At 68.4% G+C, this 13,273-nt stretch carries 13 protein-coding genes; 5 read left to right on the top strand and 8 right to left on the bottom strand.

The genetic code is table 11. The features are described 5' to 3' along the window. Nucleotides 1-34: 34 nt before the first annotated feature. Nucleotides 35-754 (bottom strand): SDR family oxidoreductase, encoded by a 720-nt coding sequence (locus LFM09_RS24900; RefSeq protein ID WP_414098947.1) that lies wholly within the window; start codon nucleotides 752-754, stop codon nucleotides 35-37. A gap of 87 nt (nucleotides 755-841) precedes the next feature. Between LFM09_RS24900 and LFM09_RS24895 the strand changes: the two genes are divergently transcribed. Beyond that, nucleotides 842-1,669: a LysR family transcriptional regulator gene (locus tag LFM09_RS24895; RefSeq protein WP_414098946.1), complete on the top strand. Its 828-nt coding sequence runs from the start codon at nucleotides 842-844 to the stop codon at nucleotides 1,667-1,669. Here the strand turns inward: LFM09_RS24895 and LFM09_RS24890 are convergent. From LFM09_RS24890 to LFM09_RS24875, 4 genes are read right to left on the bottom strand one after another with little or no spacing between them, the layout of a single operon-like run. Beyond that, on the bottom strand, nucleotides 1,662-2,681 hold the full coding sequence (locus tag LFM09_RS24890; RefSeq protein ID WP_414098945.1) for a copper resistance D family protein: 1,020 nt from the start codon (nucleotides 2,679-2,681) through the stop codon (nucleotides 1,662-1,664). The genes LFM09_RS24895 and LFM09_RS24890 overlap by 8 nt on opposite strands. Further along, complete coding sequence (locus tag LFM09_RS24885) at nucleotides 2,678-3,208, bottom strand: copper resistance CopC family protein (protein WP_414098944.1); 531 nt, start codon at nucleotides 3,206-3,208, stop codon at nucleotides 2,678-2,680. Before LFM09_RS24885 ends, LFM09_RS24890 begins: the two co-directional genes overlap by 4 nt. Continuing rightward, the gene (locus LFM09_RS24880) at nucleotides 3,205-3,936 is read right to left on the bottom strand and encodes a YcnI family protein (protein ID WP_414098943.1); all 732 of its coding nucleotides are present in this window, start codon (nucleotides 3,934-3,936) and stop codon (nucleotides 3,205-3,207) included. Before LFM09_RS24880 ends, LFM09_RS24885 begins: the two co-directional genes overlap by 4 nt. A 51-nt stretch (nucleotides 3,937-3,987) precedes the next feature. Further along, a complete protein-coding gene (locus tag LFM09_RS24875) occupies nucleotides 3,988-4,503 on the bottom strand; it encodes a hypothetical protein (protein ID WP_414098942.1) in 516 nt (171 codons plus the stop codon). 59 nt (nucleotides 4,504-4,562) lie between these two features. Here LFM09_RS24875 and LFM09_RS24870 point away from each other — a divergent pair, with 59 nt between their 5' ends. Beyond that, the gene (locus LFM09_RS24870; protein WP_414098941.1) at nucleotides 4,563-6,203 is read left to right on the top strand and encodes a BCCT family transporter; all 1,641 of its coding nucleotides are present in this window, start codon (nucleotides 4,563-4,565) and stop codon (nucleotides 6,201-6,203) included. On the opposite strand, the gene LFM09_RS24865 is transcribed toward LFM09_RS24870, so the two are convergent. Continuing rightward, a complete protein-coding gene (locus LFM09_RS24865) occupies nucleotides 6,190-6,624 on the bottom strand; it encodes a DUF6474 family protein (protein WP_414098940.1) in 435 nt (144 codons plus the stop codon). The two genes, LFM09_RS24870 and LFM09_RS24865, sit on opposite strands and share 14 nt — an antisense overlap. Before the next feature lie 82 nt (nucleotides 6,625-6,706). Between LFM09_RS24865 and LFM09_RS24860 the strand changes: the two genes are divergently transcribed. Continuing rightward, nucleotides 6,707-8,350 carry a TM0106 family RecB-like putative nuclease gene (locus LFM09_RS24860; RefSeq protein ID WP_414098939.1) on the top strand — a complete coding sequence of 548 codons (1,644 nt, stop codon included), beginning with the start codon at nucleotides 6,707-6,709 and terminating at the stop codon, nucleotides 8,348-8,350. A 14-nt stretch (nucleotides 8,351-8,364) separates the two neighbouring features. Continuing rightward, complete coding sequence (locus LFM09_RS24855) at nucleotides 8,365-9,999, top strand: cyclic nucleotide-binding domain-containing protein (protein ID WP_414098938.1); 1,635 nt, start codon at nucleotides 8,365-8,367, stop codon at nucleotides 9,997-9,999. On the opposite strand, the gene LFM09_RS24850 is transcribed toward LFM09_RS24855, so the two are convergent. After that, nucleotides 9,996-10,754, bottom strand: a complete 759-nt coding sequence (locus tag LFM09_RS24850; protein ID WP_414098937.1) for an SDR family NAD(P)-dependent oxidoreductase — start codon at nucleotides 10,752-10,754, stop codon at nucleotides 9,996-9,998. The genes LFM09_RS24855 and LFM09_RS24850 overlap by 4 nt on opposite strands. A 486-nt stretch (nucleotides 10,755-11,240) precedes the next feature. On the opposite strand from LFM09_RS24850, the gene LFM09_RS24845 reads away from it, so the two are divergent. Next, the gene (locus tag LFM09_RS24845; RefSeq protein WP_414098936.1) at nucleotides 11,241-13,019 is read left to right on the top strand and encodes a gamma-glutamyltransferase family protein; all 1,779 of its coding nucleotides are present in this window, start codon (nucleotides 11,241-11,243) and stop codon (nucleotides 13,017-13,019) included. Here the strand turns inward: LFM09_RS24845 and LFM09_RS24840 are convergent. Then, on the bottom strand, nucleotides 13,016-13,243 hold the full coding sequence (locus LFM09_RS24840) for a hypothetical protein (RefSeq protein WP_414098935.1): 228 nt from the start codon (nucleotides 13,241-13,243) through the stop codon (nucleotides 13,016-13,018). The two genes, LFM09_RS24845 and LFM09_RS24840, sit on opposite strands and share 4 nt — an antisense overlap. Nucleotides 13,244-13,273 lie beyond the last annotated feature (30 nt).

The raw sequence follows: 13,273 nt of genomic DNA, 5'->3' as shown, positions 1-13,273 counted from the left end.
GGTTCGGATCGCGCGGATGTTTCACGTTGAACAATCACCAGGGCACCGGTCCGCTGTGGTCGAACAGGCCCCCGGTCGGCCCGTCCTCGGGCAGAGTGGCCAGCCTGATCGCGATCCTGGCTCCTTCCGCGGGTGTGTCCGTCCCCTGGAACCCGTTGAGGTCGGTCGCCACATAACCGGGGCACGCGCCGTTGACCTTGATGTTCTCCAGTTCCTTGGCGTACTGGACGGTGATCGCGTTCAGGTACGTCTTCGACGGCGAGTACGTCCCGCTGACCCCGCCGAGGCTGACACCCGCTGTGGTCTGCAAGGTCAGCGACGCGACGTGGCTCGACAGGTTCACGATTCGCGGCCTCGCTGAACGGCTCAACAGCGGCAACAGCGCGTTGGTGACCCGGACGACGCCGATCACGTTGGTCTCCACCACTGCCCTGATGCTCTCCGGCGTGGCGGTCGACGGCTGGTCCGGCCACCCTCCGGCGATCGCGGCGTTGTTGACCAGAGCGTCGAGCCGGCCGAACCGCTCTTCGAACAGTGCTGCTGCTTCGGTGACGCTCTCGTCGTCGGTCACATCCAACGGCACGAAGAACGCGTCCACGCCCTCCGCTCGCAGTTTCGCCGTCGCTTCCTCGCCTCGCTGACGGTCCCGCGCGCCGACTCCGACGCTCACCCCCAGTGCGCCGAGCCCTGCCGCGATCTCGTACCCGATGCCCTTGTTCGCGCCGGTGACCAGCGCAATCGTCTGTTCTGTCATGCAGTTGATCGTGGTCTGGAGCGTCCTCAAGACCAACATCACTTCGGTCTGGCAGCGATACCCGGCTGATATCGATACGTTGGGCCGGTGGAGACCAGAGAGCTCCGATACTTCGTGGCGGTCGCGGAAGAACTCCACTTCGGCCGGGCCGCAGACCGTCTCGGCATCGCCCAGCCGCCGTTGTCGCGGACGATCGCCCAGCTCGAACAACGGCTCGGCGTCGCGTTGCTGACCCGCACGAGCCGGAAGGTCTCGCTCACCGAGGCGGGTGCGGTGCTGTTGGCCGAGGGAAGGTCCATCCTCGGCGCGGTCGCGGCCGCTGAGAGGCGTACCCGGACGGTCGACAGGCCTTCGGTGGTGCTGGCCGCCAAGGCCGGAGGTTCGGGCGAACTGCTGGCGAAGCTGCTCGACGCCTACGCAGCCCTTCCCGGCGCGGTCGCCGTCGACCTGCTGTTGTGCGAGGCCCACACCCGGCAACCGCTGCTCGACGGCCGGGCCGACGTGGCGATCCTGCACGAACCGTACGACTCGACCGCGGGTCTCGACGTCGAGCCTCTGCGCACCGAGAGCCAGTTCGCGATCCTGTCGGCCTCGCATCCGCTCGCCGGTGCGGCACAGCTGCGGATGGCCGACGTCGTCGATCTGCCGGAGCTCGCGCGCTGGCCGGAACCCGACGGCACCTACCTTCCCGGCCCTGGTGTGGAGGTGCACAACCTGACGCAGCTGTTCCAGATGATCGCGCTGGGCCGAGCGGTCGCGGTCATGCCGGAAGTCGTCCGCTCGGGTCTGCTCGAAGGCCTCGCCGCCGTACCGGTGGTGGACGCGCCGAAGGTGACGACGGTGATCGCGTGGCCACCGCACAGCAGGTCGCGTGCCGTTGCCGACCTGGTGCGCGTGGCGATGGACTTCAGCTGACGGGAGCCCGGCTCAGCACCACGGCCAGCCCGAACGCCAGGCCCATGATGGTGACCTCCAGGACCGCCCACTGCACGATCGCGGTGGCCTTGTGCTGGGAGATCTTCGGCAGCAGCCGCCACCGGATGTGCGCGCCGAGCACGGCGACCGCCCCGGCGCACAGCGCCTTGCCGATGAACAGCAACCCGTAGCCGGTCGTGAACAGCGACTGCGGGAACGGCACGACCGGGTTGAGGACGAGCTCCAGCAGCCCGTTGAACAGGCCCGTCACCGCGACCACGATCAGGCTGATGGTCGCGACCTTGGAGAACTTCGGCAGCGCGACGGCCAGCAGTCCCTTGCGGTAGGCCACGAGCGCCATCAACGCCCCGAGCCCGCCGGTCCAGGCCGCGGCGCCCAGGACGTGCAGCTCCATGGAGACCATCGAGTAGTCGTGGTACTTCCAGTTGGAGGCGTGCCCGGTCACCGGGATCGGCAGCAGCCCGAACATCGAGATGAGAATTCGCAGCTCAGCGGGCACGGACTCGCCGCTGCGCACGGCCATGACACCGATGATCAGGTAGACGAACGCGCAGGCCGCGCTGAAGAGCAGGCCTTTGCCGGCGCCGACCTGAGCGATGTAGTCGATCGCGTTGCCGATGCTGACGTCGCTGCCCGGCCGCAGTTCGGCGGCCTGCAGCACGATGGCCAGCAGCGCGGTGACCACCCAGACGGCCGCGGCGACGACCGCGGCCGGCCGGGCGAGGCGCATCACCGGTTCGGTGTGCGTGGGCCGGTCGAAGCCGAGCAGCTTCGGCAGGATGGAGAGTCCGACGACGATCGTCGCCGAGACGTCCAGCAGCACCCGCGTGACCGGCAGGCCGTACCGGACCGCCGCCCCGGCGTCGACGACCCCGGCGACCACGGCGGGTGGTGCCAGCACGAGGCCGAGCGCGATGCCCGCGAGAGCGCCGAGAACGAGCCCGGCGAGCACGCGGTAGTGGGTGGGGGCGGTGGTCCGGACGTCGCTCATGCCTTCGAGCCGCCTGTGCGCAGGGCGAAGAACACGCCACCGCCGAGCAGCACCACGGCGCCGACGATCCACGCCCAGATGGGGAGGCCGTCGCTTGTGTGCGGGTCGGCGCCCGAGCCGTCGTTCGCCGCTTCCACCCTCGGCGTGCCGGTGCCGTCCTTCGTGAGCGTGAACGTCAGCTCGCCGGAGACGGGGTGGCCGTCCGCGGACAGGATGCGGTAGCCGATCTTGTAGATCCCGGCCTTGCCGAGTGCGCTGACCGCCTGGGTGACTGCGGTGTCCTTGATCATCGGGTCGCCCGGGAGCTCGTAGTGGCCACCGCCGCCGTCGGTCACCGAGATCTTGTTGATGCCCTGTCCGCCCTGCACGTCCTGGTCGAACGTCAGGGTGACCGTCGAAGGGCCGACCTCCAGCGAGGTCTTGTCCTTCGGGTCGCTGCCGATCAGTGCGTTGTGCGCCGCCGCGGGGGCGGCCGTGGCGAGCACGGCCGCACCAGCGAACAGGAACGCGATTAGCGCGCGCTTCATGCCTTGCGCCGCGAACGCAGGATCGCGCCGACGCCGAAGCCCAGGCCGAGCGCACCGACGGCCAGACCGGCGCCACCGAGGTAGCGGGCGGTCTTGTCGGAACCCGCAGCCGACGCCTCGTGGGTGTCGGTGCCGTTGGCGGCCGGCGTCGTGCCGTGGCTGCCGTGAGCGTCCTCGCCGGCCTTCTTCGGGGCGAGCTTCAGCGCGGGCGCCGGGTGCTCCGGCTCCTTGCCGTCGGCACCGGCAGCCTGGCTCCAGTCGACGACCTCACCGTTCTCGTAGGTCTGCTTGGCCGGAAGCAGCAGCGTGTCCTTCTCCGGCAGCGTGCCGAGCGAGACGAAGAACTCCTGGTACTCGTTGACCCCGATCTTCACGCCGGGGTCGGCGGTCCAGGTGATCGTCTTGAACGCCTCGGTGATCTCCTTGCCGCCGACCGTCACGGGCTTGTCGAGCTTGCCCTTGACGACCTCGGACTTCCAGCCGGCCAGCGGCTTGGTGCGCACCGACGTGAGCGGGGTGTCCTGCGGCAGCGTCACCTCGATCTTGGTGGTGCCTGCGTTGTCCCGCTCGTTCGGGACGCGGAACGCGAACGTCGCGCGGCCACCCTGGGTGAACTCGGACGGCTGGGCGCTGACGTGCGCCGATGCGATGGTCGGCGTGCCGAGGACGGCGAGACCGGCCACGCCGAGGACGGCGAGCGCGCGCACGCCAAATCGATTTGTCGACATGAAGTTGTGGCTCCTGATTGCCAAAAGGGGTCTGTTGGGGGATACGGATGATCAGGAACCACAGGGCGGGCCGCGCCGCCGATTCGCCCGCGAGACGTCCAGGTAGTGCGCGTTCTGGACGCACGGCGTGCTGGTGAACACCCTGGCCGGCCTCGTGACCGGCAGTGGCGTGAGCCTGCGGGGGATCAGGCGCGTGACCGCGGAGAACAGCCTGAACAGGGCGTTCTCCGCGTGGAACAGGAGCACGCCGGTCAGCACCGCGGCAACGAGGTGCGCCACGGCCATCTGCCCGGTGAGCGTGTTCGCGTGCTCGTGGTTGACCCAGCTCAGCAGCAGGTGCTGGGCGAACTGGGCCGTGCCGAGCCCGGCGATGATCGAGGGCTTCCCGGTCCGCTTGTCCGCGAGACTCGCCGCGGCGAACGCGATGAGCACGACCAGCGGCAACGCGTGGACGAACTCCGACAGCTCTCCGCCGCCCAGTCCGTGTGCCGCGATCGTGAGCGCGGCAGAGGTCAGCGCAAGCGCAGCACCACGCAGGGTGCGCAACTCACTCGACCGGGTGCTCACGGCAAGTGAGGGTAATCGGAGGAGTTTGTTCCGGTCTATGAGCGGGTAACTGGGGCCGCATGACCGTTCAATGCGACAAGCCGGGCAGTACCGACCGGGTTGTGTTCGGCATTGCCGCAGGTCTCACGCTCGCGTTCGTGACCTGGGGAATTGTCGGAACAGACTCGTTGGCGTCCGTCTCGAAGACAGCGCTGGGCTGGATCATCCAGCATCTGGGATGGGCCTTCGTGATCTCGGCCTCCGGGTTCGTGGTCTTCGCGTTGTGGCTCGCCTTCAGCCGCTACGGCAAGATCCCGCTCGGCCGTGACGACGAGAAACCCGAGTTCAAGACCGTCTCGTGGGTCGCGATGATGTTCAGCGCCGGCATGGGCATCGGGTTGATGTTCTACGGCGTGAACGAGCCGCTGACCCACTTCGTGAAGCCACCGCCCGGGACTGATGGCGATCCGCTCGAGACCGCGATGGCCACGACGTTGTTCCACTGGACGCTGCATCCGTGGGCCATCTACGCCGTGGTCGGCATCGCCATCGCCTACGGAAGCTTCCGCCGTGGCAGGTCTTCGCTGATCAGCGCCGCTTTCGCGCCTCTCCTCGGCCGCCACGCCGCCTCGGGCTGGGGCCGCGCCATCGACGTGATGGCCATCTTCGCCACGCTCTTCGGCTCGGCCGCCTCGCTCGGTCTGGGTGCCCTGCAGATCGGGAGCGGGTTGGAGGCGGCCGGCTGGACCAGTCAGGTGGGCAAGGGCGTGCTGGTCGCGATCATCGCCGTGTTGACGGTGGCGTTCGTCGCCTCGGCCGTCTCGGGTGTCGCGAAGGGCATCCAGTGGCTGTCGAACATCAACATGGTGCTGGCCGTGGTGCTGGCGCTGTTCCTGTTCGTGGTCGGGCCGACGATCTTCATCCTGAACCTTCTGCCGACCGCTCTCGGTGACTACTTCCGCGAGCTCGCGACCATGGCCGGGCGGACCGCTGCTTCCGGCGGGGATGCGACCGAGACCTGGTTGTCCGGGTGGACGATCTTCTACTGGGCCTGGTGGATCTCCTGGACGCCGTTCGTCGGCATGTTCATCGCGCGGATCTCGCGAGGACGGACGATCAAGCAGTTCGTGGCCGGCGTGATCCTGGTGCCGTCCGCTGTGTCGCTGGTGTGGTTCGCGATCCTGGGCGGGACGGCGATCTTCGAGCAGCGGTCCGGAGTGGATCTGGCCGGCCAGGCGACGCCTGAGTCCCAGTTGTTCGCGTTGCTGGACCAGTTCCCGTTGGCCACGGTCGCCGGGATCGTCGTGATGGTGCTGGTGGCGATCTTCTTCGTGTCCGGTGCTGACGCTGCGTCGATCGTGATGGGAACGCTCTCGCAGGAGGGCACGATCCGGCCGACGAAGCCGGTGGTGATCTTCTGGGGCGTGCTGACCGGTGCCGTTGCCGCGGTGATGCTGCTGGTCGGCGGGTCCAATGCGCTTACAGGGCTGCAGAACCTCACGATCATCGCGGCGTTGCCGTTCATGGTCGTGATGGTCGGGCTGTGCGTGTCACTGGCTCGGGATCTGCGCTCTGATCCGATGATCCGGCGCGAGGAACGGGTCGCGGAGGTGATGGAGGAGGTCACCGCGCACCTCGACCCCGGGCAGGTGGTCGAGGAGGCCGCGGTCAAGGCCGTGGCTGAGGTGACCGGCAGGAAGCCTGACGTCAGCGCACGTTGAGGCGCTTGAGCAACTCCTGCTCCAGCACGTCCAGATCCGTCCCGACGGCCCGGTGCGCAGCCTTGCGCCGGGCCGTCGGCATGCGTTCGGAAGCGCGCACGGCGGCCAGCAACTGAGCCAGGCGGGCTTCCGTCTTGGAAACCCAGTCGGAGTCCGAGGCGCGCAAAGCCTCCAAAGAGTCCGAAAAACCCACAATTCGTGCGTGCAGACGGGCGCCATGGCCGGAGTACTTGCCGATGTCGGCGACGTCGATGCCCAGACGGCGGGCGCGGTAGCGGTCGTACTGCTCGCTCAGCACACCGGCGCCTCTGGCGATCACCGGGGCAAGGACCGGAATCAGTGCCGGGGCGATCACCTTTGCCACTCCGACCAGGTTCTTGGCCCTCTTGGGCGTGATCAGATGGCCGGTTTTGCGCGCCATTCGGGTACACCTCCTCCGTCACGAGAAACTTACTGCCCAGGTTGCTGACACATCCCCCCGACGCGCGACATACCCTGCATCAGTGACTTCCCAGGTGCAGCTCGACGCCGGCGTGGTCACTCGTTGTCGGCGGCGGGTGCACCTCGAAAACGATCCGGAGATGCGCGACGCTCCCAAAGCGGCGCCGGATCCGGCTTCGGAACAACGGAAAGCGGACGCGACGAACCATCGTCGCGCGGTGGCGGACGCGCTCGGCAGAATCGTCGGGTCGAACCTCTTCGAGGTCCCCAGCGGGCCCGACGTGCGCAGTGCGGACCGGGAACGGGTCACGCTCGCCGCGATGGACATGGGCGCGCCGTACATCTGGGGTGCCGCGCTGCCTCGTGATACGCGCGGTGGCCGTCGTGGTGGCATCGACCTGTTGGTGAAGGACTCGACGGGGTACGTGCCCGTGCTCGTCGTGCGGCACAAGATCACCGATCCTGGTCAGGGCGCGCGCACCAGCCCGTTGAACATGCCGTTGCCCGGCAGCAGCCGCACGGACCCGCACCGCAAGGTCCGCCCCCAGCCTCGGGATCAGCTCAGGCTCGCTCACGCGCAACGGCAGCTGCAGGCCGCCGGGTACGCGACGAACGGCCGCGCGACCGGTGGCGTGATCGGCATGGACGCGGACGTCGTGCTGTGGCACGACCTGGAGGCGCCGACGTGGCCCGGCGGCCGCAACGCGCTGGCCGAGTACGACGCCAGGTTCTCCGACCGGCTCTCGGTGGCTCTCGCGGCCGCGAACCAGAAGGACCCGCTGGCCCGGCCGTCGCGGATCGTCGACTGCAAGACCTGCCCGTGGTGGCCGACGTGCGACAACGACCTCAAGCAGGGTCGGGACGTGTCGCTGGTCGTGCGCGGCGAGGACGCGGCGGCGCTGCGGAAGATCGGGCTGTCCACTGTGGACGCGCTGGCCGAGCTGGACCCCCTTGCCGAGGGGCCGATCCAGCTCGTCGGGATGCCGTTCGGGGACGCTGTGGTCTTGGCCCGCGCGTGGCTTCGGGATCTGACGCTGGTTCGGCGTGTGCCCGAGATGAACGTGCCGCGCGCGGACGTCGAGGTCGACGTCGACATGGAGAGCTTCGGCGATCTCGGCGCGTACATGTGGGGTTGTCTGCTGTCCGGAAAGGACATCGACGAGGAGCACGGGTACCGCGCGTTCGTCACGTGGGACGCGTTGCCGTGTGACGACGAGGCGCGCTCGTTCGCGGAGTTCTGGACCTGGCTCACGGGCATCAGGCTGCGGGCCAAAGCGCGCGGCTTGTCGTTCCGCGCCTACTGCTACAACGAGCTCGCGGAGAACCGGTGGCTGCTGGCGTCGGCCGAGCGGTTCGCGGGCAAGCCGGGCATTCCGACGGTGGCGCAGATCAAGGAGTTCATCGGGTCGGACTCCTGGGTGGACCTGTTCGGGATCGTCCGCGAGCAGTTCCTGTGCGCGCACGGCAAGGGCCTGAAGATCATCGCGCCGGTTGCCGGGTTCTCGTGGCGGGATCCCGAGGCGGGCGGCGAGAACTCGATGCGCTGGTACCGGTCCGCGGTCGGGATGAACGGCGACGTGCTGGACGTTGATCAGCGCCGGCGGCTGCTGGAGTACAACGAGGACGACGTCCGAGCCACCCATCGCCTGCGCGAGTGGATGACCTCGGACGCCATGTCCAAGCTGCCGTTCGCAGGAGACCTCTAGCCGGAGGGAGCGCGATGGAGTCGGACTTAGTCACCATCGTTTCGTGCGACATCGTCGGACACACACTGGCCGACGAGCGCGAGCAGGTCACCAGAGTCGCAGCGATCAACGACATCGTCGCCGAGACCATCGCGAGCTGCGCCGAAGGTGACGTCGTCTGGGCATCCGGCGGGGACGGCGGCCACGTCGTCTTCCGTCAGGAGGCGTGGGAGCGTCCTGCCATCGACCTGGCGTTCGGTTTGCGGACGTGGTCGCTCACCGAGCGCGTGCCGCTCCGCATCACCTGCCACAGAGGCAGGGTCTCCCACATCAGTGGCGCGGACGGACGACTCCAGCCGGTCGGCTCTGGGATCAACGACGCAGGAACGCTGCTCGCCAAGGTTGACGAGGGGATCGTGACCTCGGACGCGTTCCGCCGGTCGGTGAGTGCCGACGCTCAGGTCAATTTCCACGATCCCCTCTGGTTGCTGGGCAACGACGGCAGGCTGCATTCGATCTACCTGATGTCATCCGGCCCAACCAGGTCGTACTGGGGCCATCTGCAAGAAAACGCCTATACGGCTCTGGAACGAGCTGTCGCAGACGGTCGTAGCTGGGACATCCTTTACCACGCCAAGCGGATCTGGCAGGCGAGCTCGGATGACCGCACCGTCGAGCGGTGCGTCGAGGCGGTCGAGCCGTCGAAGCTCAAGTTCACTGACACCCGCACCGGGAAGGAGGAGCTCAACCCGTTCCTCGGGCAACCGCACGTCGACGAGCTGGTCGAGATGTTGCGCCTGGGCAAGCTCGTGGAACGCGCGCGGGGCGAGTTCATCTGCCATTACGGCGACTCCGGGGACTCGCTGTTCGTGATCCTGCGTGGAGAGGTTGGTGTTTTCCACTCCGAGGGCGAAGAGCGACCGGGATGCGCAGAGGCACTGCACACGCTCCGCCAAGGCGAGATCGTGGGAGAGCTCGCGTATGCCCTGGCCCGCGACCGCACCGCGGACCTCGTGGCACTGACCGACGTGGCGTTGCTGTCCTTCCGGTACAAGGACGTGCAGCTGCTGTCGAATGCCCCGGTCGGGTCGGCAGCCGCGCGCAGCGTGGCGTTGTTCATCAACTACCGGGCATTGCAGCACGTGAGCGACAACGCCGCCTACCTGCTCGGGCCCGACCGGAACGGCCCGTTGAACGCAGGCTCGCGGCGATGGGAGGAGACACTCGCGTCGTTGCGCAGACACACCAGGCTGATCACGTTGCACCGGCTGCCCGTTCACCTGACGCTGGACGCCGTGGCGGCCGAGGCACCGAAGCCGAAGGGGATCTACGTCCTCGCCAGCGGCACCCTCGAAGCCGACGGGCAGTTGCTGGAGGGCAGCGAATTTCCGGTGCTGTGGGTGGACCTGCCGCGTTTCCTGTTGGCCCGCTCCGCGAAGTACGCGGTCCGCAGCCAACTGGTCAAGGTGCTGTGGATCGGCGCACGGGGGATCGAGGGATTGGATCCGGCGCAGCGGGAGGCGCTGCACCGGACCCTGAGCGACACCGTTGCCGAACCGACGGGTGCGGCTGTCCAGACGTTGAACCAGGTCGAGGGCAACCAGGGAGTTGTGATCCAGGCCGAACGGATCGTCGGAGACGTCCACGTCCACCCGAAGCCCCAGGGTTAGCGGGGTGCCATCCGCAGGGCGCCGTCCATGCGGATGACCTCGCCGTTCAGGTAGTCGTGCTCGACGATCGAGACCGCGAGCTGCGCGTACTCCGACGGCTGGGCCAGGCGCTTCGGGAACGGAATGCCGGCGGCCAGGCCCGCGCGGAACTCGTCGGAGACCGTGGCGAGCATCGGGGTGTCGACGATGCCGGGGGCGATGGTCAGCACGCGGATGCCGACGTTCGACAGGTCGCGCGCGGCCGGGAGGGTCATGCCGACGACGCCGCCCTTGGAGGACGCGTAGGCGACCTGGCCGATCTGGCCGTCGAACGCGGCGATCGAGGCGGTGTTGATGATGACGCCGCGGGCGCCGTGCTCCAGCTCCTCGGTCTTGCCCATCGCGGCTGCGGCCAGGCGCAGGACGTTGAACGTGCCGATCAGGTTGACCTCGATGACCTTGCGGTAGAGGTCGAGGTCGTGCGGGCCGGTCTTGCCGACGGTGCGGGTCGACGGGCCGATGCCCGCGCAGTTCACCGTGATGCGCAGCGGGGCGCCGGAGCCGGCTGCGGTGTCGACGGCCGCCTGGACCTCTTCGCCGGACGTCACGTCGGCGGACAGGTACGTCACGCCGTCGACGGCCTCGGCCTTCTCGATGGCGCTGGGCAGGTCGAGCGCGAACACCTGCGCTCCACGCGCCGCCAGCGCACGTGCGGTCGCGCCGCCGAGACCGGACGCGCCACCGGTGACGATGGCCGCGGTACCCGAGATCTCCATGCCTTCATCCTCCTCGAAGCGAACTGCTCGCGAGGAGGTTAACGCTCGTTACCTGAACATCAACGGTCGGACCAGTGGAGCAGTGCCACCAGAGGCACGGCCGCCACGAGCGCGAGGCCGATGAAGATCGTCGCCAGACCCAGAATTCCCATGCCTTGAACTGTGCCGTTCGACGGTGTTCGAAACATCGGCCGCGCCGGTAGACCTCTGGTAGGAGATCTGTCACGGTCAGCTACGACCAAAGTCGTACGGAGGTCTCCGGGGTGACAACCGGGCATGTCAGGGTCACCCGCATGTTCGCTCGCCGGCGCTGGCCGTGGCCGAGCAGCTGGCGCTTGAAGGTGCCGACCTGACGCCCCACGATCGTCGACTCCCGCGACCACCTGGACCCCGTCGCGTTGTTGCGCGCCGGACTACTCCATTCGGGTGTGGGGCGTGCGTCACTCGGAGTCACGCAATTTAGTTAGCTTCGCATACATTTACGGGGTGTTCACCACGCGCCCTGAACTCGTCGGCACCTTCGGCATGGTCGGCTCGACCCACTGGCTCGCCTCGTCGGCCGCGATGGCTGTGTTGGAGGACGGCGGCAACGCCTTCGACGCCGCCGTGACCGCCGGATTCGTGCTGCAGGTCGTGGAGCCGCACCTCAACGGCCCCGGTGGTGAGGTTCCGATCATCTTCGCCGCGGCCGGTTCGGGTCCGCGCGTGCTGTCCGGCCAGGGTGTGGCTCCGGCCGGCGCGTCCATCGAGCACTACGCGTCGTTGGGGCTGGAGCTGGTTCCCGGCAGTGGGCTGCTCGCCGCGACCGTGCCCGGCGCGTGGGACGGCTGGCTCACTCTTCTGCGTGACTACGGCACCAAGTCGTTGCGCGACGTGTTGGACAAGGCGATCGGCTACGCCCGCGACGGCTTCCCGCTGATCGCCCGCGTCGTCGACACCATCGAGCTCGTTTCCGATCTCTTCCGCGACCACTGGCCGACGTCCGCGGCTCAGTGGATGCCTGGTGGTTCTTTGCCAACGCGCGGTGGCCGGTTCCGCAACCCGAAGCTCGCCGACACCTGGGAGTGGTTGCTGGCGGCGGGTGAGGCCGCGGGCTCCAACCGTGAGGCGCAGATCGAGGCCGCGCGCCGGGCCTGGTCGCAGGGGTTCGTCGCCGCGCAGATCGACGAGTTCTGCCGGACCGCCTACCGGGACGACTCCGGCCGCGACCACGCCGGTGTGCTGACCGGCGCCGACATGGCGTCGTGGGAGGCGTCGTACGAGGACGCGCTGGTCGTCGACTTCGACGAGTGGTCGCTGGTCAAGGCCGGTGCGTGGACGCAGGGACCCGTTCTGGCGCAACAGCTCCGGCTGCTGGAGGGCTACGACCTGTCCTATGTGGACGGCAAGCCCACCGCGGAGACCGTGCACCTGGCCGTCGAGGCGGCGAAGCTCGCGTTCGCGGACCGGGAGGCCTGGTACGGCGATGTCGACGACGTTCCGCTCGAAACGCTGGTGTCGCGTGCATACGCCGACGAACGCCGTGCGTTGATCGGCTCTGAGGCTTCCTACGAACTCCGCCCCGGCTCACCTGACGGCCGGGAACCGTTGCTGCCCAAGCACATCGTGAGCGGTCCGTCGGTGCTGGTGTCCGACCCGACGGGTGCGATCGGCGAACCCACGGTGGCGCGCTCCGGCGTGACGCGCGGCGACACCGTGCACGTGGACGTCGTGGACCGCTGGGGCAACATGGTCTCCGCGACCCCGTCCGGCGGCTGGCTGCAGTCGTCGCCGACGATCCCGTCGCTCGGTTTCTGCCTGGGCAGCCGCGCCCAGATGTTCTGGCTGGACAAGGGTTTGCCGAACTCGCTGGCTCCCGGCAAGCGCCCGCGGATCACGCTGTCGCCCTCGATGGCGTTGCGCGACGGTCAGCCGGCACTGGCGTTCGGCACGCCCGGCGGCGACCAGCAGGACCAGTGGCAGCTCGGCTTCTGGCTGGCGCACAGGGCGGGCCTGAACCTGCAGGAGGCGATCGACTCGCCCATGTGGCACTCGAACGCGTTCCCGAGCTCGTTCTACCCGCGCGCCTGGACGCCAGGCGAACTCGTCATCGAGTCACGCGCCGGCGCGGACGTCCTGGAAGCGTTGCGGCGCAAGGGCCACCAGGTCGTGGACGCCGGCGAGTGGACGCTCGGCCGCATGTCCGCCGTGGCGAAGGACCCCGACGGACTCCTGCGCGCCGGCGCGAATCCACGCGGCGCGCAGGGCTATGCGGTCGGTCGCTAGCCGCCGATGACCTGGGTGCCGTCGTGGATCATCTCCACGTTGGCGCCACCGAAGTTGTGCAGCGTGCTGATGCCCGCGCTCTCACCGAGCTCGCTGACCTTGCCGATCGGGTCGACGTCCGGCAGCTGCGGCGCGGAGATCGGTGCCGCAGCAGCGGTGCCCGCCATGGCGGCGATGGCACCGGCGGCGATACCGGCGGACGCGACGATCTTCTTGATGCTCAAGGCGTTTCGCTCCGTGTTGGGTGTGAAAAA

The sequence above is a fragment of the Lentzea alba genome, from assembly GCF_047445655.1.
Lineage (GTDB): Bacteria > Actinomycetota > Actinomycetes > Mycobacteriales > Pseudonocardiaceae > Lentzea > Lentzea alba_A.
The sequence above is the reverse complement of the archived record's forward strand: the minus strand, read 5'-3'. Positions and strand labels throughout refer to the sequence as shown.

Excerpts from the sequence above, each read along its gene's own strand:
- LFM09_RS24900 (WP_414098947.1), bottom strand. The coding sequence starts at position 754 with ATGACAGAACAGACGATTGCGCTGGTCACCGGCGCGAACAAGGGCATC.
- LFM09_RS24890 (WP_414098945.1), bottom strand. The coding sequence starts at position 2,681 with ATGAGCGACGTCCGGACCACCGCCCCCACCCACTACCGCGTGCTCGCC.
- LFM09_RS24885 (WP_414098944.1), bottom strand. The coding sequence starts at position 3,208 with ATGAAGCGCGCGCTAATCGCGTTCCTGTTCGCTGGTGCGGCCGTGCTC.
- LFM09_RS24880 (WP_414098943.1), bottom strand. The coding sequence starts at position 3,936 with ATGTCGACAAATCGATTTGGCGTGCGCGCGCTCGCCGTCCTCGGCGTG.
- LFM09_RS24870 (WP_414098941.1), top strand. The coding sequence starts at position 4,563 with ATGACCGTTCAATGCGACAAGCCGGGCAGTACCGACCGGGTTGTGTTC.
- LFM09_RS24865 (WP_414098940.1), bottom strand. The coding sequence starts at position 6,624 with ATGGCGCGCAAAACCGGCCATCTGATCACGCCCAAGAGGGCCAAGAAC.
- LFM09_RS24855 (WP_414098938.1), top strand. The coding sequence starts at position 8,365 with ATGGAGTCGGACTTAGTCACCATCGTTTCGTGCGACATCGTCGGACAC.
- LFM09_RS24850 (WP_414098937.1), bottom strand. The coding sequence starts at position 10,754 with ATGGAGATCTCGGGTACCGCGGCCATCGTCACCGGTGGCGCGTCCGGT.